Genomic DNA, 21,421 nt, shown 5'->3' with positions numbered 1-21,421 from the left:
ATGTCCGCATTCCGCTCGCATGGGCGTGGACACCTCAACGGCCCGGTGGTGGTGATTGGCACCGGCCTGCTCGGTGCCAGCATCGGGCTCGGCCTGCGGGGACGCGGCGTGCCGGTGTTCCTCTCTGACCCTTCGCCCACCAACCAGGCCGTCGCCGTCGATATCGGTGCAGGCCAGCCGCTGGGGCACCTCGGTGACGAGGCGCCCGAGCTCGTGGTGGTGGCAGCACCACCAGACGTGACTGCCGATGTCGTGGCAAAGGCCCTGGCCGACTACCCCGATTCAGTCGTGGTGGACATCGCCAGTGTCAAGGCCGCTATTTTGGCAGAGCTGCGCAGCCGCCGGGTGGACCTCACCCGGTACGTGGGCACCCACCCGATGGCCGGACGCGAAAAGTCCGGACCAGTCGCTGCCCGTGGTGAGCTTTTCACCTCCATGCCGTGGGTAGTCTGTCCCGGCCCTGAATCGTCAGAAACCGCTGTCCAGACGGCGCGGTCGCTGGCAACGGACCTCGGAGCCGTTGTTGCGCAGTTCAGCCCGGAAGAACACGACGAGGCAGTGGCGTTGGTTTCGCACCTGCCCCAGGTGATGTCCTCCCTGTTGGCCAGCCGCCTCCAGGGAACTCCCCTTCACGCGCTGTCCCTCGCCGGGAACGGCCTGCGGGATGTTACCCGGATTGCAGCCAGCGACCCCACCCTGTGGGTCCAGATCCTGGGCGGCAACGCCCGGAAAGTCGTGGAAATCCTCTACGGTGTCCGGGAGGACCTTAACCGGCTCATCGGCACCTTGGAGGACCCCGCGGCGCCGGGGGCCCGGCTTGATTTGGCGCAACTGATCAGCGAGGGTAATGCGGGACAGGCCCGGATCCCTGGCAAGCACGGTGGCCCTCCGCAGGCCTACTCGTGGCTGACCGTCCTTGTTGACGACAAGCCGGGCCAGATCGCCAGGCTCCTGACCGAGATCGGTGAGATCGGCGTCAACGTGGAGGACCTGCGCCTGGACCATTCCTCGGGCCACAACGTGGGCATGGTGGAACTCTCAGTGCTGCCGAACAAGCATGACCACCTGATCGAAGCACTCAACGACCGCGGATGGCGGGTACTCCAGTAATGACACAGGAACTTCTTGACACTCTTCCTGCCCTTCGCGTCGGCAGGCCGCTCGTGGTGGCTATCGACGGGCCTTCCGGATCCGGGAAGTCCAGCGTCAGCAGGGAAGTGGCCCGCCGGCTGCACCTGGCCTATCTGGACACCGGGGCGATGTACCGGGCGCTCACCTGGTTCTGCGTCACCAACGGAATCAATCTCAGCGACGCCGCCTCTGTAGAGCAGGCGGCCAGGGACCTTGTCCTGGAACTGAGCACCAGTCCCCAGGAGGAATACGTGCGGGTGGACGGGGCAGACGTGACTGACGCCATCCGCGAACCTGCGATCTCCTCGGCCGTCAGCGCAGTGGCAACAACCCTCGGCGCGCGGACCGAACTCATCCGGCGGCAACGTGCGTTGATCGAAAAGCACCACCGCCGCATGGTGGTGGAGGGCCGGGACATCACTACCGTCGTCGCGCCCGGCGCAGAGGTGCGGATGCTGCTCACCGCCAGCGAAGAAGCCCGGCTTCGCCGCCGCGGCATCCAGCTGGGAGGCACCCAGGACGCGGAGCAACTGGCCGCCCAGGTTACCCAGCGCGATGCGAAGGATTCCACGGTGGTGAACTTCACCCGGGCCGCCGATGGTGTGGTCACCCTGGATTCTTCCGACCTGGACTTCGCGGAAACCGTGGATGCCGCCCTCGTCATTGTGACAAAGGTGCTGAACCGTGACTGACGGCGGAGCAAAACTGCCGTCCGGCTGGACCATGGCGTGGAGCCGGCCTGTCGGCTGGATCCTGGACCACGTGGTGTACCGGACCTCGGTCACGGGCAAGCACAACGTCCCCACCGGAGGCCCGGTGATCTTTGCCGGCAACCACATCAGCTTCCTTGATGGGCCGGTGATGTTCGGTGCGTCGCCGCGGCCCATGCACATCCTTGTCAAGAAGGAAATGTTCAATGGACCCCTGGGGCGGGTCCTCCGTGCCTCAGGGCAGCTTCCGGTGGACCGTTCCGGGGACCGGGCGGCGCTGCTGCTGAGCAAGGACATGCTCGACGCCGGCCGTTGCGTCGGGATTCTCCCCGAAGGCACCCGGGGAAGCGGGCAGGCAGCGGACATCAACAACGGGGTCGCCTGGCTGGCCCTGAACTCGGGAGCCCCCGTGGTTCCCGTGGCGATTCTCGGCACTAGGACCGGTGAAGAGCACCTCGACACCGTACCCAGGCCGGGGCGCCGGTTCCACGTCAGCTTCGGCAACGCCCTGACATTGAGCCGCAACCCCGGCGAAACAGGCCGTGCTTCAATGGACAGGGCGGGATTGGAAATCCGCACTGCGCTGGCGGGGCACGTCCAGGACACAATCCACCACAGTGGGCAGCCTTTGCCCCATGCGGATTTCAGCACGAATTTCACAGCAGTAGCCGGGCCGCCGGCAGATGACCACTAAGGAAAGCGCAATGAGCGATACGACTCAAACCTCCGGCCACTCCGGCGCCGGCGAAGACGAATACACGCCCACCGGCACGGACCAGGTGGCCGAACGGCTGGCCGCCATTGGCGACGACGAAGCGGAGATGCGTGCAGCGTCCCTCCGGGCCGGCCTGGAAGACTACGACCTCGACGAGGAAGACGCCGCCCTCCTGAGCGGCGACTACGAGGACGAGGATTTCAGCGGTCCGGTCAAGCTCGATCCCGTCCTGGCCATCATCGGACGGCCCAACGTGGGCAAGTCCACCCTGGTGAACCGCATCCTGGGCCGCCGCGAAGCCGTGGTCGAGGACACCCCCGGCGTGACCAGGGACCGCGTGATGTACTCCGCGAACTGGAACGGGCGCAACTTCACCCTGGTGGACACCGGCGGCTGGGAGCACGACGCCCGCGGCATCCATGCCCGGGTTGCCGAACAGGCCGAAATGGCCGTCGAACTCGCCGACGCCGTGCTGTTTGTTGTTGACTCGGCCGTAGGCGCCACCGCCACCGACGAGGGCGTCATGAAGATGCTGCGCAAGTCCAAGAAGCCGGTCATCATGGTGGCCAACAAGGTGGACGACTTCGCCCAGGAAGCGGATTCGGCGACCCTCTGGGGCCTCGGTTTCGGCGAGCCCTACCCGGTGTCCGCCCTGCACGGCCGCGGTGTGGCCGACCTCCTGGACCACGTCATGGACACCCTTCCGGAGTTCTCCACCATTGAGGGCCTGGAACGCTCCGGCGGTCCGCGCCGGATCGCCCTGATCGGCCGTCCGAACGTGGGCAAGTCCTCCCTGCTGAACAAGCTTGCCGGATCGGAGCGGGTTGTGGTGGACAATACAGCCGGCACCACCCGTGATCCGGTGGATGAATTCATTGAACTCGGCGGCCGCACCTGGCGCTTCGTGGACACCGCCGGCATCCGCCGCCGCCAGCACATGGCCCAGGGCGCCGACTACTATGCCTCGCTCCGGACCCAGGCCGCGCTCGAAAAGGCTGAGGTCGCCGTCGTTCTCCTTGCCGTTGATGAGGTCCTCAGCGAGCAGGACGTCCGCATCCTGCAGCTGGCCATCGAATCGGGCCGCGCGCTGGTACTCGCGTTCAACAAGTGGGACCTGCTGGACGACGAGCGCCGCACCTACCTGGAGCGCGAAATCGAACAGGACCTGGCCCACGTGGCCTGGGCGCCCCGGGTCAACATCTCAGCCCTGACCGGCTGGCACAAGGACCGCCTGGTCCCTGCCCTTGACCTTGCCCTGGAGAACTGGGACAAGCGCATCCCCACAGGCCGGCTCAATGCTTTCCTTGGCGAGCTCGTGGCCGCGCACCCGCACCCTGTCCGGGGCGGAAAGCAGCCTCGCATCCTCTTCGGTACGCAGGCCTCCAGCCGTCCGCCGAAGTTCGTGCTGTTCACCACGGGCTTCCTGGATCCCGGCTACCGCCGTTTCATCACCCGCCGGCTCCGCGAAACCTTCGGTTTCGAGGGCACGCCCATCGAGGTCAACATGCGGGTACGCGAAAAGCGCGGCAAGAAGCGTTAATTACGACACACCGGGGCCGGACCGACGGCAAAGTGTCATCGGCAGGCCCCGGAATCGTGTAAGCTTTTCAAGGTGGTTCAGCCGGACTGCTGAGTGGAAATCCTGGCTAACACTTGGATCAAACGAAGCGGAGAACGGCGGAACTGACGGGCTGTAGCGCAGCTTGGTAGCGCACTTGACTGGGGGTCAAGGGGTCGCAGGTTCAAATCCTGTCAGCCCGACCAAAACGGCAAGCGCCCCGGAGAATCTTCTCCGGGGCGCTTCTGTTTTGTGCCGTTATATGCGCCGTTGATTACTTCAGGAACTTTGACGTCCGGCGGTCCGCCAGCACCTTGCCCTTGGTCTGGCAAGTGGGGCAGTACTGCAGGGCCGTGTCTGCGAAGGACACCTCCCGGACCGTGTCACCGCACACCGGACACTCCTGCCCCGTACGGGCATGGACCCTCATGTGGCTCCGCTTGACGTCTTTGAGCTCACTGGGCGGCTTGCCCTCGGCCTCGGCGAGGGCTGTTCCCAGGATGCTGTGGATGGCGTCGTACAGCACCTGGACGGTGCCGCGGTCCAGCGACTTGGCTATGGCAAAGGGGGAGATCCTGGCGGCATGCAGGATCTCGTCACTGTACGCGTTTCCTATCCCGGCTATCACGCTCTGGCTCCGCAGGAGGCCCTTGATCTGCTGGGAGCTGGATCCCAGGATCTCCGCCAGCGTGTCGGCATCGAACCCGTCGCTGAACGGGTCAGGCCCCAGGGCGGCGATGCCCGGAACGTCGTGCGGGTCGCGGACGACGTAAACCGCCAGGCCCTTTTTGGTGCCCGCCTCAGTGAGGTCCATACCGTGTTCGCCGTCAGGGCCGCTGAATGCCAGCCGGGCGGCGATGGGGCTCTTGCCCGGCCGAATCTGCGTGCCGGTGGGGGAGTCCGTGAACCGGACCCACCCTGCCCGTGCGAGGTGAAAGACCAATGACGGTCCGTCGGTGTCAACGCTGACGAATTTGCCGAAGCGCCGAACACCGGTGACCGTGCTGCCCTCCAGGGCAGTGTAGGGCGGATCCGCGGTCTTCAGCACGGCGAAGGAAGCAATCTGGACTTTGCGGATGACTGATCCCCGCAAGTGCTTGTCCAGGAATCCGGCAAGGCCTGCAACCTCTGGTAGTTCCGGCATGGCGTTACCTGCCGGGGCCCTGGCTGTCGGTCGCTGCCGCGCCGCCACGGACCTCCGGCCCGGCGGCGTTCCTGGCAGCAAGTGAGCGCTCGGCCTCGGACTTCTTCAGCGACTTCACCTTCTTGCCGCGTTGCCGCCAGATTCTCCAGAGGATCACTCCAACCGCAAAAATCACGATGGCGGCGATGGCCGATATCTGCGTCCACAGCGCAAACCACGTGGCCTCCGTACCCAGGATGCGCTGTCCGTTGTGGGCAGCCTCAGAGCTGCCGAACATGATTCCCGCGGTCAGGAGGTTGGGAATGGCCAGGGCAACGGCGACGACCAGAATGCCGAATTTCCACGGCCAGGCCACAGCTTTGCGCGTCAACTGCCAGGCGACCATCAGGGGTACCAGCGTGAAAATGAAACCGTAGAACATCCCGACCAGGATCCCGGCCCCGAGGCTGCCCTGGACCTGGTTGCGGATGACATTTGCCCACCAGACCGGCAGGATTGCGGCCAAGGCAAAATACGCGATGACGAGGACCAGCAAAGCCGCAGCGGCAAGAATGATCCGGGCGGCCCAATTGCCCTTCTTCCTGGGCGTTTCCTGTCCACGTTCCCTCATGGGTCCCATCATGTCAGAATCATCCTCGAACGCCTGTGGACTTGTGCCTATACTTTCAGCGGCGGCTTGTTTTCCTGGCCCCGTTGACATTGGTGTTTGACCCGATGAAAGGCCCCTGATGAGCAACATTCCCGAAGACCTGTCCTACACCGCCGAGCACGAATGGGTTTCCGCGCCGAACGCTGACGGCGTGGTCCGCGTGGGCATCACGGATTTTGCCCAGGACGCACTCGGAGACGTTGTCTACGCGCAGATGCCTGAGGCCGGCACCAAGGTAACCGCCAATGAAGTGATAGGCGAAGTCGAATCCACCAAGAGCGTCAGCGACATCTATGCTCCCGTCAGCGGCGAAATCGTAGCCCGGAACGAGTCCCTGGACACCGATTCAGCCCTGATCAACACGGATCCTTACGGTGATGGCTGGCTCATGGAAGTCAAACTGGCCGAAGCCGACGCCATGGAGTCCTTGCTCAGTGCATCCGAGTACGAACAGCAGGTAGGCTGAACGTAACGGGTCATCGGGTCCGGCGCACTCATGTCTTCGCACGTCAGTGGCCGGATCGGTTCCCCGTCACGGATCTGCGAGGTGCATCCGTCAGGGTAATTGTTGATTGCAGGCGTGAGGCCTGCAGCGAAAGAGGAGGAATCCATGGCCGGCCACAAACAGGACCCTGCCGAAGGCGGATACGGCAACGGTGCGGCCAGGGCTTCGGAGACCACCTCGATCCACCTCACCCCCGTCACCGACGAACCCACCATTGCCCCCAGGCTGTCAACCGAGGAACGCCTGTCCGTGGAGGCACTGCCTGCCGGCTCGGCGCTCCTTGTCGCACACAGCGGCCCCAATGCGGGTGCCCGTTTCCTGCTTGATACCGACGTCACGACCGCGGGGCGCCACCCTGATGCCGATATCTTCCTTGACGACGTCACCGTCTCGCGGCGGCATGTCGAGTTCCGCCGCACGGCCAAAAGCTTCGAAGTGGTGGATACCGGCAGCCTCAACGGCACCTACGTCAATCACGACCGCGTGGACAGCGTTGAACTCAAGTCCGGGAACGAAGTCCAGATCGGCAAGTTCCGCCTCACCTTCTACCTGAGCCCTGCCCGCGCAGCAGGCCGCGCCTGATCCGGGGACTTTTGCCTGTGGCAATGGCACAGCCGGAACGCCGGGGACCCCAGGTTCTGAACATTGGGGAAGTCCTCGCCCAGCTTAGCGGCGACTTCCCGGGGATGACTGCGTCAAAAATCAGGTTCCTTGAGGAAAAAGGCCTGATCAATCCCCGGCGGACGCCGGCGGGTTACCGGCAGTACTCTGAGAGCGATGTTGAGCGTCTTCGCTTCGTTCTCGCGCTGCAGCGCGACCAATACCTTCCCCTGAAAGTCATCAAGGACTACCTCGATGCCATCGACAGGGGAGAGCGCCCGGAGAACCTGCCGCCCGGCGTCGTGGTTTCGCCAAGGATTGTTTCCGATGAGCTGGCCGCGGAGCTCCAAAGCCGCGGACGGAAACTCAGCGAGGAGCAGTTGAGGACAGAATCCGGCGCCAGCGTGCCGCTGCTCCAGTCGCTGTTGAGCTTTGGGCTGATCAGTCACAGCAACGGCAGCTTCGATGAGCACGCCCTGCAGGTGGCCCGTGCCTGCGTGCAATTGGAAAGCCACGGCCTGGAGCCGCGCCATCTGCGTCCTTTTCAGGCGGCCGCGGAGCGTGAATTCGGGCTGGTGGAGCGGGCAGTTGCCCCGCTTGCGTCACGGAAGGACTCCGCGTCCCAGGCGCGTGCCGCAGAAGCGGCCCGCGAAATCAGCGACCTCTGCCTGACACTGCACCGGGCACTGGTCCAAGACCATATCTCCCGTATGGACATCTGATGATCGAAGTCGAAATCGTAGGCGTTCGGATTGAACTGCCCTCCAACCAGCCCCTGGTCCTCCTTCGTGAGATTCACGGTGAGCGGCATGTGCCCATCTGGATCGGCACTCCGGAAGCGAGTGCCATCGCCTTGGCCCAGCAGGGGGTTGTGCCTCCACGGCCCATGACCCACGATCTCCTGGTGGATGTGGTGGAAACCCTGGGCCATTCAGTGGTCAGTGTGAACATCGTCGCTGTCGAGGACAACATCTTCTACGGCCAGCTTCAGTTCGAAAACGGCACCACCGTCAGCTCCAGGGCATCCGATGCCCTGGCGATCGCGCTGCGGGCCAAATGCCGCATCTGGTGTGCTGACTCGGTGATGGATGAGGCCGGAGTCCGCATCACGGAGCACGATGAGGGGGAGGACGCAGAGCCGGGGCCCATCGTGGATGAAGAGAAGGAACTGCGTCGCTTCCGGGAATTCCTGGACGACGTGGAACCCGAGGATTTCGACGGCTGAGGTCACGTTAAGGTTAAAGTTGAGGCTGAAACTTCCGACACGCCCCTGCCTAACGCCCCGGATCTTTGACCTTGGGACCCAGCAGGCCTAACGTCGAAGGTATCAAGCTCCCATTGCTTACAGCAGCCTCGCAAGTCACACTGTAGATTACGACTCCCGCGAAATTACATGCATGGACTTCATGCCTGGACAGGCTGTTGCGGTGTTCCCCGGGAGTTTCTGACAAGGAGGATCCAGGTGAGTCCCAAAGGCGAAGCAGGCGGGCTGAAACAGCCCACAACGGCTGGAGTAGCTGTGCCCGCGAGCGGTGCCCAGGGCCTCCTGTTCACCGAGGACCTTCCTGTCCTGGATGAGGATGCCGGGTACCGCGGCCCCACCGCGTGCAAAGCGGCCGGCATTACTTACCGCCAGCTGGACTACTGGGCACGCACCGGGCTCGTTGAGCCGGCCGTCCGCGGCGCCGCAGGCTCCGGCTCCCAGCGGCTTTACGGCTTCCGGGACATCCTCGTGCTCAAGGTGGTCAAACGGCTCCTGGACACGGGCGTTTCCCTGCAGCAGATCCGCACTGCCGTGGAACACCTGCGCGAACGCGGTGTGGAGGACCTGGCCCAGATCACGCTGATGAGTGATGGCGCGAGTGTTTACGAATGCACTTCCGCCGACGAAGTCATTGATCTTGTGCAGGGCGGCCAGGGCGTTTTCGGCATCGCGGTAGGCCGTGTCTGGCGCGAAGTGGAGGGCAGCCTGGCCTCGTTGCCGAGCGAACACGCCGCAGAGCAGTCCTTTCCCGACGACGAGCTGAGCAAGCGGCGGGCCCGCAAGATCAGCTGATAAAGACCCGGCAACACACGAAGAGGCCACCCCGGCGCTGAACGTCAGCGCGAGGGGTGGCCTCTTCGTTGGCCAGGGGAGCCTGCGGTGGCTACCGCTGGGCGCGGTTCCGCAGGCCGGCTCCGGACGCCAGCACGTTGGCCAGCAGGGCGTCGAACAAAGCAGCGGATGACTTCGCCGACTCACCGGGCCAGTGATGCACCGGGTGGGCGGCACCCTGGATCTGCTGCCAGTTGGCCTGCTCGGGAATGCGGGGGCTCAGCAGGAGGTCACCGAACATCGATTCCATCTCCGCGAGCCGGTAGGTGTGCTCGGACGAGCCGGTACGGACCCGGTTGGCGATAATGCCCGCGGGGGAGAGGTTCGGGGCGAATTCCTGCCGGAAAAGCTGGATGGCCCGCATGGTCCGCTCAGTACCGGCTACCGAGAAAAGGCCCGGCTCCGCTACCAGGGCAACTTTGTCGCTGGCGGACCATGCCATCCGGGTCAGGCCATTGAGCGACGGCGGGCAGTCAATAAGGACCAGTTCATAGTTGTCGGCGCCGGCCAGGACTGTCGAGAGCCGGCGGAGGTCACGGCGGCCAAGATCGGGACGGTCGTAGATCCCGGTATAGGCCGAGCCCACAGCAACGTCGAGTACGGCCGGTCCGGATCCGTTGGGGTGTGTCCGGGCAGTCCAGCTGCTTCCCACCACGTTGTCGGCGAGTTTGGCCCGGCGCGGACTCTTGAGCATCCGGCCAATGTCGAGCTGATCCGCCGGCTGCACCCCCAGGGCTGTGGTTGCATCTGCGTGGGGATCGAGGTCCACCACCAGTGTGGGGATGCCTGCGGCAAGCGCCGCTGACGCCAATCCTGTGGTGATGGAAGTCTTGCCGACTCCGCCCTTGAGGCTGCTGATGCTGACTACTTGCACTTGTGAGACCAAAACCTAACGCCGGCTGCCGTGTTGGGGGTAATATGTGCTCCGGCAGTGCCGAAGCCGGGCGGCTCCTGCCGCCCCACCCATCATATGTTGATGCGCCCGCTAATCCCGCCTTAAGGGGGAACGCGGCATGGCATCGCGGAGGGTGGGTGCGGCCAGGCGGACTGCCGGCATTTGTCGGACCATGCGGGACATGACGGACGTTAGTGTGACTGTGGCCACAATGATTTGTGTTTGTTTGCGCGGGTCCTAGAAACTGTGACCACCGACCGATACACCCGCAATGATGCAGGAGAAGCATGTTTTCCAAAATTCTGGTGGCCAACCGCGGCGAAATCGCGATCAGGGCCTTTCGTGCCAGCTACGAGCTTGGCGCCAAGACCGTTGCCGTCTTCCCCAACGAAGACCGAAACTCGATCCACCGCCAGAAGGCCGATGAGGCGTATCTGATCGGTGAAGAGGGGCACCCTGTCCGGGCCTACCTGGACGTCGCCGAGGTGGTCCGCGTGGCCAAGGAGTCCGGGGCCGACGCAATCTACCCAGGCTACGGTTTCCTGTCCGAAAACCCGGACCTGGCGCGCGCTGCCAAGGAAGCAGGCATCACCTTCGTCGGTCCGCCTGCCGAAGTGCTGGAGTTGGCAGGCAACAAGGTGGCGGCCCTGAAGGCGGCCAAAGAGGCCGGCGTTCCGGTCCTCAAATCGAGCGAACCCTCGAAGGACCTCGATGAACTGATCGCTGCCGCCGACGAGATCGGGTTCCCCATCTTCGCCAAGGCTGTAGCCGGCGGCGGCGGCCGCGGCATGCGCCGCGTGGACACCAGGGACGCCCTGCCGGAGGCCCTGCAGGCGGCCATGCGTGAAGCCGACGCCGCTTTCGGTGACCCCACCATGTTCCTGGAGCAGGCCGTACTGCGTCCGCGCCACATTGAGGTGCAGATCCTAGCGGACGCCGAGGGCAACGTCATCCATCTGTTCGAGCGCGACTGCTCCATCCAGCGGCGCCACCAGAAAGTCATCGAGATCGCTCCCGCGCCCAACCTGGATGAAGGGATCCGCCAGGCCCTCTACCGGGACGCGGTGAAATTCGCCAAGGCACTGAACTACGTCAACGCCGGAACGGTTGAGTTCCTCGTGGACACCGTGGGTGAACGCGCCGGCCAGCACGTATTCATTGAAATGAACCCCCGCATCCAGGTGGAGCACACCGTCACTGAGGAAGTGACCGACGTCGACCTGGTCCAGGCGCAGCTGCGGATCGCCTCCGGCGAAACGCTCGCGGACCTCGGACTCTCGCAGGAGACGGTGCAGCTCAAGGGTGCGGCACTGCAGTGCCGCATCACCACTGAAGACCCGGCCAACGGGTTCCGGCCCGACGTCGGGAAGATCACCGGTTACCGCTCTGCCGGCGGTGCCGGTGTAAGGCTCGACGGCGGCACCGTTTACTCGGGTGCCGAGATCAGCCCCCACTTCGACTCCATGCTGGTGAAACTGACCTGCCGCGGCCGGGACTACCCCACTGCCGTGGCCCGCGCCCGCCGCGCCCTCGCGGAGTTCCGTATCCGCGGCGTGTCCACCAACATCTCCTTCCTGCAGGCCGTCCTCGATGACGCCGACTTCATTGCCGGTGATGTCGCGACAAACTTCATCGACGAACGTCCCCAGCTGCTGCGGGCCCGCGTCTCCGCCGACCGTGGCACCAAGCTCCTGACCTGGCTGGCTGAAGTCACCGTCAACAAGCCCAACGGCGAGCTGAAGGTGCACTCGGATCCGGCAGCCAAGCTCCCCGCAGTGGGCGACCGGCAGCCTTCGCCGGGCTCCCGCCAGCGGCTCCTGGAGCTGGGCCCCGAAGGCTTCGCCAAAGCGCTGCGCGAGCAGAACGCCGTGGCGGTCACGGATACGACTTTCCGCGATGCCCACCAGTCGCTGCTTGCCACCCGTGTCCGCACCCGTGACCTCGTGGCCGCAGGCCCTGCAGTCACCGCCCTCCTGCCCGAGCTCCTCTCGGTTGAGGCCTGGGGCGGCGCCACGTACGACGTCGCACTCCGTTTCCTCGGCGAAGACCCCTGGGACCGTCTGGCGGCCCTCCGGAAAGCACTGCCGAACGTCTGCCTGCAGATGCTGCTGCGCGGCCGCAACACGGTTGGCTACACGCCGTACCCGGAAGAGGTGACCGAGGCATTCGTCAATGAAGCCGCGGCCACCGGCATCGACATCTTCCGGATCTTTGATGCGCTGAACGACGTGAACCAGATGGCTCCGGCCATCCGCGCAGTCCGCGCCACGGGAACGGCTGTTGCGGAAGTGGCCCTGTGCTACACCGGCGACCTCCTGAACCCGGATGAGAAGCTCTACACGCTGGACTACTACCTCGAACTGGCTCAGCGGATTGTGGACGCAGGCGCCCACATCCTGGCCATCAAGGACATGGCCGGACTGCTCCGCCCGGCAGCGGCCGCCAAGCTGGTGGCCGCGCTGCGGGAACGGTTCGACCTCCCGGTCCACCTGCACACCCACGACACCGCCGGGGGCCAGCTGGCCACCCTGCTGGCTGCAGTGGACGCCGGCGTGGACGCGGTTGACGTAGCCTCCGCTTCACTGGCAGGCACCACCAGCCAGCCCTCAGCCTCCGCGCTGGTGGCAGCCCTGGCCCACACCCCGCGGGACACCGGCCTGAGCCTTGCAGCAGTAAGCTCCCTGGAACCGTACTGGGAGGCCGTGCGGCGCGTTTACGCCCCGTTCGAGTCGGGCCTGCCGGGCCCCACAGGCCGTGTCTACCAGCACGAGATTCCCGGTGGCCAGCTCTCCAACCTGCGCCAGCAGGCCATGGCGCTGGGCCTGGGTGAACGCTTCGAGGCCATCGAGGACATGTACACCGCAGCGGACCGCATCCTGGGCCGCCTGGTGAAGGTCACGCCCTCCTCCAAGGTGGTGGGTGACCTCGCCCTGCACTTGGTGGGGCTCAACGCCGACCCGGCGGACTTCAACGAGAACCCGCAGAACTACGACATCCCCGACTCGGTCATCGGCTTCCTTTCCGGTGAGCTCGGCGCCCCTCCGGGCGGCTGGCCGGAGCCCTTCCGCACCAAGGCACTCCAGGGCCGCAGCATCAAGGTCCGGGACGTCGATCTCAGCCCCGAGGACAGTGCAGCGCTCAAGGGAGACTCCAAGACCCGGCAGCACACGCTCAACCGACTGCTCTTCGACGGCCCCACTAAGGACTACCTCAAGAGCGTGGAGACCTACGGCAACATCTCCGTACTGGATACCCGCGATTACCTCTACGGCCTCCAGCGCGGCGCCGAGCATGAGATCCAGCTCGAAAAGGGCGTCCGGCTGATCGCCTCGCTCGAAGCCGTCTCGGAACCGGACGAGAAGGGCATGCGCACCGTGATGTGCACCCTCAACGGGCAGTCCCGGCCCGTTGTGGTCCGCGACCGTTCAGTGGTCAGCAACGTCAAGGCTGCTGAGAAGGCCGATCCCGCGCAGCAGGGGCACGTGGCGGCGCCGTTTGCCGGCGCTGTGACGGTCACCGTCAAGGCAGGGGACACCGTCAACGCCGGTGACACCGTGGCAACCATCGAGGCCATGAAGATGGAGGCCTCCATCACGACGCCGGTTGGCGGCAAGGTCTCCCGCCTCGCCATCTCCGCCGTCGAGCAGGTCCAGGGCGGAGACCTCCTCCTGGTCGTGGAGTAGCTCCTTAAGCACAACGCGGGGTCACTCCTCGCCCGATAAACAGAGTTTATTGGGCGAGGAGTGACCCCGCGGTGTTGTTTCCGCCGTCAGCTGCGGGGAGCGCCGTACATCTCTTCGATGACCGTCTCGAAGTCCTTCATCACCTGGGCCCGCTTCACCTTCATGGAGGGCGTCAGGTGCCCGGATGCCTCGGTGAAGTCTGACGGGACGATCCGGAATGACTTGATGGCCTCGGCCTGGGACACCGACGCGTTCGCGTGGGTGATGAGGTCCTGCACCGCCGCCTTGACCACAGGATTCTCCACCGCTTCGTCAAGCGTTGTGGAGGCGGGCAGACCGTGGCGCTGCAGCCAGCCGGGGAGGGCTTCCTGGTCCAAGGTCACCAAGGCGCCGATGAAGGGCCGGTTGTCACCCACCACCAGGACCTGGGAGACCAGCGCATCGGCGCGGATCTGGTCCTCCAAAAGGGCCGGGATGACGTTCTTGCCACCGGCTGTAACGATGATTTCCTTCTTGCGGCCCGTGATCCACACGAAGCCGTCGTCGTCGAGGCGGCCGATGTCACCGGTCCGCAGCCAGCCGTCGGCAAACGTCTCCGAGGTGAGGTCCTCCCGGTTGTAGTAACCGCGCATCACACAGACGCCCTTGGCGAGGATCTCGCCGTCTTCGGCGATCCTGACAGAGTTGCCTGGCAGCGGCTTGCCCACGGAGCCGATTTTGATCAGCGCGGGAGTGTTGACGGAGATGGGCGCCGTGGTCTCGGTCAGGCCGTAGCCCTCCAGGATCTGGAGCCCGATGCCCTGGAAGAAGTGGCCCAGGCGTTCGCCGAGCGGCCCTCCGCCGGATACCGCGTGGGCTACGTTGCCGCCCATGGCAGCACGGAGCTTGCCGTAGACGAGTTTGTCGAAGAGGGCGTGGCGGAGCTTCAGGCCCAGGCCGATGTGGCCGGCCTGCCGTGCCTTCGAGAAGGCAATGGCCGTCTCCGTGGCCTTGTGGAAGATTGCGCCCTTGCCGCCGTCCTCGGCCTTGGTCAGGGCCGAGTTGTAGACCTTCTCGAAGACGCGGGGCACCGCCAGAATGAACGTGGGCTGGTAGCTCTGCAGGTCTGCAAGGAGGTTCTTGATGTCCGGCGTGTGTGCCACGGTGGCGCCGCCCGCCACTGCCAGGACGGAGATGAAGCGGGCAAACACGTGCGCCAGAGGGAGGAACATGATGGTCTTGGCATCTTCATTGACGACGTCGCTCAGGATCGCCAGCGCGTTCTCCGAGAGCTCCACAAAGTTGCCGTGGGTGAGCTCGCAGCCCTTGGGCCGGCCGGTGGTGCCGGAGGTGTAAATGATGGTGGCGATATCGTTCAGCTTTGCCGACGTTCGGCGGGCCTCAAGCTCGGCATCGCTGACCCCGCTCCCGGCCTGGCGGACGGCGTCCAGTCCGCCGCCCTCAAACTGCCAGACGTGTTGCAGCGCTGTGAGTCCTTCTGAAGTGGCAGCCTGCCTGATGATGTCCTCGTGGTGTGCGGCCTCGCCGAACGCGGCCACGGCGCCGGAGTCACCAAGGTTCCAGGCGACCTGGGACGGTGATGAGGTCTCGTAGATCGGCACCGGAACTGCGCCGGCGAACCAGATGGCGAAGTCGATCAGTGCCCACTCGTAGCGTGTGCGGGACATGATGCCCACTCGGTCGCCGGCTCCGACTCCGCTCGCGATCAGGCCCTTTGCAAGCGCGGAGACGTCGGCCAGGAAGTCCTTGGCGGAGACATCCTGCCAGGCACCTGCGGGGTCCAGCCGTGAGAACAGCGAAGGGTTGCTGGGCTTGGTTGCCTGCCGCAGCAGCAGATCGGTGATATTGGTTTCCGGGGGGACAACAACCAGTGGCGGAACACTGAATTCGCGCACTATAGCTCCTTTGATATCCATAGACCCGCACAGGGTATGCCTAAAGACTAATACGCCCGCATCGTGGCCGTGCAGTAACAAACCTACTGGTGAGTAACTTAGGAGTCAAAGGTTAGTGAAGGCCGATCCGGAGGGCCTCCCGCGGCCGCCTGCACCGCCCGCCTACAATGAGGGACTATGTATGCACCGCCCTCCGGCGATCAGGCCGGCCCGCCCAGACGTCCAGCGCCCTGGCGGCGGCGGCCCCAGGTTTTGCATCCGCGGCCGCGGCCGGGGCAAGGGTTCCGCGAACACCTGCGGCTGGGGCGCAAGGGGCTGGCGATCGGTATTGACATTGGCGGGACGAAGGTCGCCGGCGGGGTAGTGGACGCCGAAGGCAGGATCCTCAGCGAGACCAGGCGCTCCACCCCCGGCAGCGACCCCCGGGCCGTGGAGCGGGTCATCGTCGAAGTCGTGGAGGAACTGAGCGCCGGCCATCGGATCTGGTCGGTAGGCATCGGCGCCGCCGGCTGGATGGACCTCGACGGCGGCACGGTGCTCTTCAGCCCTCACCTGGCATGGCGCAATGAGCCGCTGCGGGAAAATCTGCAACGGCTCCTGCGCCGGCCGGTGCTGCTGACGAACGACGCCGACGCCGCGGCCTGGGCGGAATGGCGCTTCGGTGCCGGGCAGGGCGAGGACAGGCTGGTGTGCATTACCCTCGGTACCGGCATCGGCGGGGCCATGGTGATGGACGGCCGGGTGGAGCGCGGCCGGTTCGGCGTGGCGGGCGAATTCGGCCACCAGATCATTATGCCGGGCGGACACCGATGCGAGTGTGGCAACAGGGGCTGCTGGGAGCAGTACGCCTCAGGGAACGCCTTGGGTCGTGAAGCGAGGATCCTGGCGCGGGCCAATTCTCCGGTCGCGCAGGATCTGTTGGCTGCCGTGGACGGAAACGCGGACCAGATTACCGGGGTGATCGTCACCGACCTGGCACTGGCCGGCGACGCTGCCTGCCGCGAGCTCCTTGATGAAGTGGGCGGGTGGCTGGGCCTGGGACTTGCGAACCTGGCGGCCGCCCTGGACCCGGGGCTGTTTGTCATCGGCGGGGGACTCTGCTCTGCCGGTGACCTCCTCCTGGAGCCGGCCCGTAAAGCGTTTGCCCGAAACCTCACGGGCCGGGGCTTCCGTCCTGCCGCGGGAATCGAACTGGCCGCACTGGGACCTAACGCAGGACTCATCGGAGCCGCGGATCTGTCCCGCGTCAGCAGCCGGATGCGAAGTTAAGGGAGGGGTGCAGGCACGGCGCACGCGCTAGACGCGCGCGCCGTCGTCGTTCTCGTCTTTTTCCTGAGGCAGCTTCATGACCAGGTAGATGACGGCCAGGACAAACACCGCCACCATGCCCACTATCGCCAGAACAGGCGCGGACCGCCAGAACATGGCGGCCAGGACCAGAGCAACCGGCGCTCCTAGGGCGCCCAGCCACGCCAGCATGGTCAGCGGATCTGTTCCTGCCAGGCTGGGGGGGTCCTCGGGCACGAATTCGCCGTCGTCGTTTTCCACCCCATAGTCGCGGGGACCTCCGGCCGCGGAGCCGGACTGTCCGGGAGCATCCGCTCCATACCCCGTGCCCGCCCGGCCGGCGTCGCCGGACTGCGGAGCGGGCTGGAGCCGCTCGGCAGCGGACAGCTCTGTGGGGGCCGCCCCGGCAAGGCCCAGGGGGTCGAAGTCGCGGAATGTTGCCGCGCGGCCAGGGGTGTCGGAGGTGCCCCCGTCTTTGCCGGAGTTGGCGGAATCCGCAGGATCACCGGGCGTGCCGCCGGTGGTGGAGTCCGCCTCAAGCCGCGCCACCAGGTCAAGCCAGACGGCGTCGTCCTGGTTTGCGCCCTGGTCCGGTGAGCCCGGGTCCGGCCTAGTCATTGGCAATGCCCCTTTGCAGCACGTCCGTCCTTGTGCCTGCAGCCGCAGTGTCTGCCGGGGATGCGTCCGGGGGTGCCGCAGCGGCAATCACTGTCCGGATGAATTCCACGGACCCGCGGAAGATCTCTTCGGCGTCGTTATCCAACGTTGCGACGTGGTAGCTGTTCTCCAGTGCGGTCAGGGTGAGGGACGCGTTCGTGAGCCCCCGGCGCAGCGCAGCAATGCTGGAGTCCGAGACGACGTGGTCCACGCTTGAGCGGAAAACGAGGACCGGTGCCGTGACACGGGGGAGGAGCCTGATGGTGTCCTTGAACAGCTTGTTCACTTCGTGGGCTGCTGCCACAGGAGTGCGCTCGTAGGCGCCCTCATCCATACCAGGCTTCAGGATGTCGTTCGAGATTGCCTTGGTGGACTTCATCACCAGTTTCAGGATGCCGGCAAGTGGCGCGCGGGGGTCATCTATCACCAGCCCGGGGTTGACCAGGATGACGCCGGCAACGGGCCGAGTGGCCGCGATCCTCAGAGCCAGGGCGCCGCCCATGCTCAGTCCGGCGACGAAGACGTGGTCACACTCCGAATCGAGGTCCAGGTAGGCCTCATCCAGTGCGGCGTGCCACTGCGGCCAGCGGGTCCGCGCAAGTTCCTGCCAGGTGGTTCCGTGGCCGGGCAACAGGGGCATCCGCACGGCGAAGCCCGCGTCGGCAAGGGACTGTGCCCAGGCACGGAGCCCGTGCGGACTGGCCGTGAACCCATGTGCGAGTACGACGCCGATGCGGGCACCTTCGCCCTGGATGGCGCTGGTGAACGGGCTGTGGTCCGGAAGGCTAACCATGGAATCTCCGCGATGCAGTTGGGAGGCGCCATCAACGCGCGCCGAATGGTCGAGAAAGAACTTGCTGGAACGGGCAAAGATCTCCGGGGCGTCAACATCCAGGGTCGCAACGTGCCCGCTGCTGTGAAGGTCAACCACCTCCACCAGCCTCGGTCCGAGGCGTTGCCGCAGCGTCGCCAGAGAGGTAGGGGGCACAACGGCGTCGGTCCGGGATTTGAAGACCTGCACAGGGGCGTTGACCTGGTGAAGCCCGCGGATTGCGGCGCCGAAGAGCTTCTTCAGCTCGTGCACTGCTGCCAGTGGCGTCCGGGAGTAGTCGCCGTCCTCGGTGGCCGCCGCCGTCGGCTGTTCCTCCTGGATGGGCACCGTGGTGCGCTGGAAATACTTGAGCACCCCAATCACCCGCACCCGCCGGTCGTAAAAACTCAGGCCGGGATTAACCACTGAGACTCCGGCCACAGGATGCCTGGCAGCTGTCAGGAGAGCGATGGCCCCGCCCATCGACAAGCCGGCCACAAAGCACCGGTCCGTCCGGGCGGAAAGCTCCATGTACGCGGTTTCGAAGGCGGTGTACCAGTCGTGCCAATCGCAGCGCGCCAGCTGCTTCCAGTCAGTGCCGTGCCCGGGAAGGAGCGGCACTGAAACGGCAAACCCCTGGGCGGCGAGGTGCTCGGCCCATGGAGTGACGCTGAGCGGGCTGCCGGTAAAGCCGTGGCAGATGGCTATTCCGGTCCGCGCGTTGGGCCCGTGGCCGGGGTAGCTGAAAGCGGCAGGCCGGGGCGGGATGCTGCTTTCTGTCATGAGACCATCGTGTCACTGTTCGGGACAAATCTCACTAGAGTAGGGTTGCATTGGAGTGCCGGCCTGACCCGACGAAAGGGCTGGCCGGCCAGCTCTCGGAGAGGTTCGTCACGTGTTCTATTGGGTCATGAAGAGGATCTTCCTGGGGCCGGTCCTCCGGCTTCTTTTCCGTCCGTGGGTCAAGGGGCTGGACAACGTTCCGGCGGAGGGGGCGGCGATTATTGCCTCCAACCACCTGTCCTTCTCCGACTCCATTTTCATGCCGCTCACCGTGCGCAGGCCGGTCGTGTTCCTGGCCAAGTCCGAGTACTTCACGGGCACTGGCTTCAAAGGCCGGTTGACGGCCATGTTCTTCCGCCTCACCAACCAGCTGCCCATGGACAGGTCCGGCGGCGCGGCATCTGCGGTCTCGCTCAATGCCGGGATGGAAGTCCTGACGGCCGGAGGGCTCCTGGGGATTTACCCCGAAGGCACCCGCAGCCCGGACGCACGGCTCTACCGTGGCAAGGTCGGGGTTGCCAGGCTTGCCCTGCAGGCTGGCGTCCCGGTGATCCCGGTGGCAATGATAGGAACTGACAAGGTTCAGCCCATCGGCAAGAGGATGCCGAACATTCGCCGGATCGGCATGATCTTCGGGGCTCCGTTGGATTTCAGCCAGTATGCGGACCAGGCCGAGGATCGGGAGATCCAGCGGAAAGTCACTGATGAGATCATGTTCGAGATCATGCGGCTGTCAGGCCAGGAATACGTTGACGAATACGCAGCCGTCGTGAAGCTCCGGCTCGCCGATGCAGCAACCGAGGCCAAGGGCCAAGACACTTCAGCCGGGTGACTGTGACGGTCCTCCCGGGACGCGTGACGGTCGGGTGTTCCGAAGCCCGCCACGCACATTAGTCTTAGATAGTGACTGAGCTAACTGCACAACCTGCCTTTCCGCTGTCCAGTACCGCCCAGAGCGGAGCAGCCAATTATCCTGGCCTTGATGACTGGCGCGACCTTCCCGTTTCCCAGCAGCCCAGCTGGCAGGACAAGGACGTATTCGACGCCTCGGTCAAGGAACTCTCCGTGCTCCCGCCGCTCGTGTTCGCGGGCGAAGTCGATATCCTCCGTGAACGGCTTGCGGCTGCGGCACAGGGCAAGGCGTTCCTGCTCCAGGGCGGCGACTGCGCGGAGACCTTCGAAGCGGCAACAGCGGACAAGATCAGCGCCAGGGTAAAGACCATCCTCCAGATGGCTGTGGTCCTGACCTATGGTGCTGCCATGCCGGTCATCAAGATGGGCCGCATGGCCGGCCAGTTCGCCAAGCCGCGCTCTTCGAACGACGAGACACGCGACGGCGTGACGCTCCCCGCCTACCGCGGCGACATCGTCAACGGCTATGACTTCACCCCCGAATCCCGTGCACACGACGCCGCCAGGATGCTCAAGGCGTACCACACTTCAGCCTCGACGCTGAACCTCATCAGGGCGTTTACCCAGGGCGGTTTCGCGGACCTCCGCTCGGTTCACCAGTGGAACAAGGGCTTCACCGAAAACCCCGCGCACGCCCGCTATGAGTCCCTGGCCCGCGATATTGACCGGGCCATCAAGTTCATGGCTTCGTGCGGCGCGGACTTCGAAGCACTCAAGCGCGTGGAGTTCTTTGCGAGCCACGAGGCCCTGCTCCTGGATTACGAGCGCGCCCTGACCCGCATCGATTCCCGCACCGGCTTCCCGTACGACACGTCGGCCCATTTCCTGTGGATCGGGGAGCGTACCCGCGAGCTTGACCACGCGCATGTCGATTTCCTGTCGCGCGTCCGGAACCCCATTGGCGTCAAGCTGGGCCCCTCCACGACAGGTGACGACGCCCTGCGCCTGATTGACAAGCTGGACCCGGAACGCGAGCCCGGCCGGCTGACCTTCATCACGCGCATGGGTGCAGGAAACATCCGCGAGAAGCTTCCCGCCGTCGTCGAGAAGGTCACCGCGTCCGGGGCCCAGGTCCTGTGGGTCACGGACCCGATGCATGGCAACACCGTCACGTCGCCCAACGGCTACAAGACCCGCAACTTCGACGACGTCATTGACGAAGTGCGCGGGTTCTTCGAGGTGCACCACGCCCTGGGCACCGTGCCAGGTGGCCTGCACGTGGAGATGACCGGTGACGACGTCGCCGAGTGCCTTGGCGGCGCAGATCCCGTTGACCAGGAATCCTTCCTGGACAAGTACGAATCGGTTTGCGATCCGCGGCTGAACCACATGCAGTCGCTCGAGATGGCCTTCCTGGTGGCCGGCGCCCTGGCAAAGCACTGATCGCCGGT

At 65.2% G+C, this 21,421-nt stretch carries 19 protein-coding genes, 1 tRNA gene and 1 pseudogene; 14 read left to right on the top strand and 7 right to left on the bottom strand.

The features are described 5' to 3' along the window. The 5 genes from ACS5PJ_RS14825 (at position 1) to ACS5PJ_RS14805 (ending at position 4,320) form a co-directional block, all read left to right on the top strand. On the top strand, positions 1-1,110 hold the full coding sequence (locus ACS5PJ_RS14825; protein WP_439435623.1) for a prephenate dehydrogenase: 1,110 nt from the start codon (positions 1-3) through the stop codon (positions 1,108-1,110). Beyond that, positions 1,110-1,823: a (d)CMP kinase gene (cmk, locus tag ACS5PJ_RS14820; RefSeq protein ID WP_439435622.1), complete on the top strand. Its 714-nt coding sequence runs from the start codon at positions 1,110-1,112 to the stop codon at positions 1,821-1,823. The genes ACS5PJ_RS14825 and cmk overlap by 1 nt, the downstream gene beginning before the upstream one ends. A 31-nt stretch (positions 1,824-1,854) precedes the next feature. Then, positions 1,855-2,535, top strand: coding sequence for a lysophospholipid acyltransferase family protein (locus ACS5PJ_RS14815; RefSeq protein ID WP_439435654.1), 681 nt, complete (start codon positions 1,855-1,857; stop codon positions 2,533-2,535). A 10-nt stretch (positions 2,536-2,545) separates the two neighbouring features. Beyond that, the gene (der, locus tag ACS5PJ_RS14810; RefSeq protein WP_439435621.1) at positions 2,546-4,096 is read left to right on the top strand and encodes a ribosome biogenesis GTPase Der; all 1,551 of its coding nucleotides are present in this window, start codon (positions 2,546-2,548) and stop codon (positions 4,094-4,096) included. Between the two features lie 147 nt (positions 4,097-4,243). Then, positions 4,244-4,320, top strand: a tRNA-Pro gene (locus tag ACS5PJ_RS14805). Positions 4,321-4,388: 68 nt separating this feature from the next. Here the strand turns inward: ACS5PJ_RS14805 and ACS5PJ_RS14800 are convergent. Together ACS5PJ_RS14800 and ACS5PJ_RS14795 are read right to left on the bottom strand one after the other, a co-directional pair. Further along, positions 4,389-5,258: an Fpg/Nei family DNA glycosylase gene (locus ACS5PJ_RS14800; protein WP_439435620.1), complete on the bottom strand. Its 870-nt coding sequence runs from the start codon at positions 5,256-5,258 to the stop codon at positions 4,389-4,391. Between the two features lie 4 nt (positions 5,259-5,262). After that, positions 5,263-5,868 carry a hypothetical protein gene (locus ACS5PJ_RS14795; protein WP_439435619.1) on the bottom strand — a complete coding sequence of 202 codons (606 nt, stop codon included), beginning with the start codon at positions 5,866-5,868 and terminating at the stop codon, positions 5,263-5,265. Positions 5,869-5,986: 118 nt separating this feature from the next. Between ACS5PJ_RS14795 and gcvH the strand changes: the two genes are divergently transcribed. The 5 genes from gcvH (at position 5,987) to ACS5PJ_RS14770 (ending at position 9,068) form a co-directional block, all read left to right on the top strand. Then, positions 5,987-6,373 carry a glycine cleavage system protein GcvH gene (gene gcvH, locus ACS5PJ_RS14790; RefSeq protein WP_354147381.1) on the top strand — a complete coding sequence of 129 codons (387 nt, stop codon included), beginning with the start codon at positions 5,987-5,989 and terminating at the stop codon, positions 6,371-6,373. 144 nt (positions 6,374-6,517) lie between these two features. Beyond that, positions 6,518-6,994: an FHA domain-containing protein gene (locus tag ACS5PJ_RS14785; RefSeq protein ID WP_439435618.1), complete on the top strand. Its 477-nt coding sequence runs from the start codon at positions 6,518-6,520 to the stop codon at positions 6,992-6,994. A 23-nt stretch (positions 6,995-7,017) separates the two neighbouring features. Beyond that, a complete protein-coding gene (ftsR, locus tag ACS5PJ_RS14780) occupies positions 7,018-7,734 on the top strand; it encodes a transcriptional regulator FtsR (protein ID WP_439435617.1) in 717 nt (238 codons plus the stop codon). After that, the gene (locus ACS5PJ_RS14775) at positions 7,734-8,237 is read left to right on the top strand and encodes a bifunctional nuclease family protein (protein WP_108599257.1); all 504 of its coding nucleotides are present in this window, start codon (positions 7,734-7,736) and stop codon (positions 8,235-8,237) included. Before ftsR ends, ACS5PJ_RS14775 begins: the two co-directional genes overlap by 1 nt. A 237-nt stretch (positions 8,238-8,474) precedes the next feature. After that, entirely contained in the window at positions 8,475-9,068 is a 594-nt protein-coding gene (locus ACS5PJ_RS14770; RefSeq protein WP_439435616.1) for a MerR family transcriptional regulator, read from the top strand. A gap of 91 nt (positions 9,069-9,159) precedes the next feature. On the opposite strand, the gene ACS5PJ_RS14765 is transcribed toward ACS5PJ_RS14770, so the two are convergent. Next, positions 9,160-9,981 (bottom strand): ParA family protein, encoded by an 822-nt coding sequence (locus ACS5PJ_RS14765; RefSeq protein WP_439435615.1) that lies wholly within the window; start codon positions 9,979-9,981, stop codon positions 9,160-9,162. Positions 9,982-10,289: 308 nt separating this feature from the next. Here ACS5PJ_RS14765 and ACS5PJ_RS14760 point away from each other — a divergent pair, with 308 nt between their 5' ends. Beyond that, positions 10,290-13,685: a pyruvate carboxylase gene (locus ACS5PJ_RS14760; RefSeq protein WP_439435614.1), complete on the top strand. Its 3,396-nt coding sequence runs from the start codon at positions 10,290-10,292 to the stop codon at positions 13,683-13,685. A gap of 86 nt (positions 13,686-13,771) precedes the next feature. Here ACS5PJ_RS14760 and ACS5PJ_RS14755 read toward each other — a convergent pair whose 3' ends face one another. Beyond that, on the bottom strand, positions 13,772-15,580 hold the full coding sequence (locus ACS5PJ_RS14755) for an AMP-dependent synthetase/ligase (RefSeq protein ID WP_439435613.1): 1,809 nt from the start codon (positions 15,578-15,580) through the stop codon (positions 13,772-13,774). A gap of 177 nt (positions 15,581-15,757) precedes the next feature. On the opposite strand from ACS5PJ_RS14755, the gene ACS5PJ_RS14750 reads away from it, so the two are divergent. After that, positions 15,758-16,849 (top strand): ROK family glucokinase, encoded by a 1,092-nt coding sequence (locus ACS5PJ_RS14750; RefSeq protein WP_439435612.1) that lies wholly within the window; start codon positions 15,758-15,760, stop codon positions 16,847-16,849. A gap of 27 nt (positions 16,850-16,876) precedes the next feature. Here the strand turns inward: ACS5PJ_RS14750 and ACS5PJ_RS14745 are convergent, their stop codons facing one another. From ACS5PJ_RS14745 to ACS5PJ_RS14735, 3 genes and pseudogenes are all read right to left on the bottom strand, one after another. Continuing rightward, the gene (locus tag ACS5PJ_RS14745) at positions 16,877-17,485 is read right to left on the bottom strand and encodes a hypothetical protein (RefSeq protein ID WP_439435611.1); all 609 of its coding nucleotides are present in this window, start codon (positions 17,483-17,485) and stop codon (positions 16,877-16,879) included. Further along, on the bottom strand, positions 17,478-18,317 hold the full coding sequence (locus ACS5PJ_RS14740; RefSeq protein WP_439435653.1) for an alpha/beta hydrolase: 840 nt from the start codon (positions 18,315-18,317) through the stop codon (positions 17,478-17,480). The genes ACS5PJ_RS14745 and ACS5PJ_RS14740 overlap by 8 nt, the downstream gene beginning before the upstream one ends. 42 nt (positions 18,318-18,359) lie before the next feature. Beyond that, positions 18,360-19,118, bottom strand: a pseudogene (locus ACS5PJ_RS14735) (alpha/beta hydrolase); the annotation flags it as partial. A 112-nt stretch (positions 19,119-19,230) separates the two neighbouring features. Between ACS5PJ_RS14735 and ACS5PJ_RS14730 the strand changes: the two are divergent. Beyond that, positions 19,231-19,950 (top strand): lysophospholipid acyltransferase family protein, encoded by a 720-nt coding sequence (locus tag ACS5PJ_RS14730; RefSeq protein WP_439435610.1) that lies wholly within the window; start codon positions 19,231-19,233, stop codon positions 19,948-19,950. 71 nt (positions 19,951-20,021) lie between these two features. Then, on the top strand, positions 20,022-21,413 hold the full coding sequence (locus ACS5PJ_RS14725; protein WP_439435609.1) for a class II 3-deoxy-7-phosphoheptulonate synthase: 1,392 nt from the start codon (positions 20,022-20,024) through the stop codon (positions 21,411-21,413). Positions 21,414-21,421 lie beyond the last annotated feature (8 nt).

Source organism: Pseudarthrobacter cremeus (assembly GCF_051857465.1).
In the GTDB taxonomy this organism is placed as follows: domain Bacteria; phylum Actinomycetota; class Actinomycetes; order Actinomycetales; family Micrococcaceae; genus Arthrobacter.
Note: the sequence above shows the minus strand (reverse complement) of the source record. Positions and strands in the feature narration are given on the sequence as shown.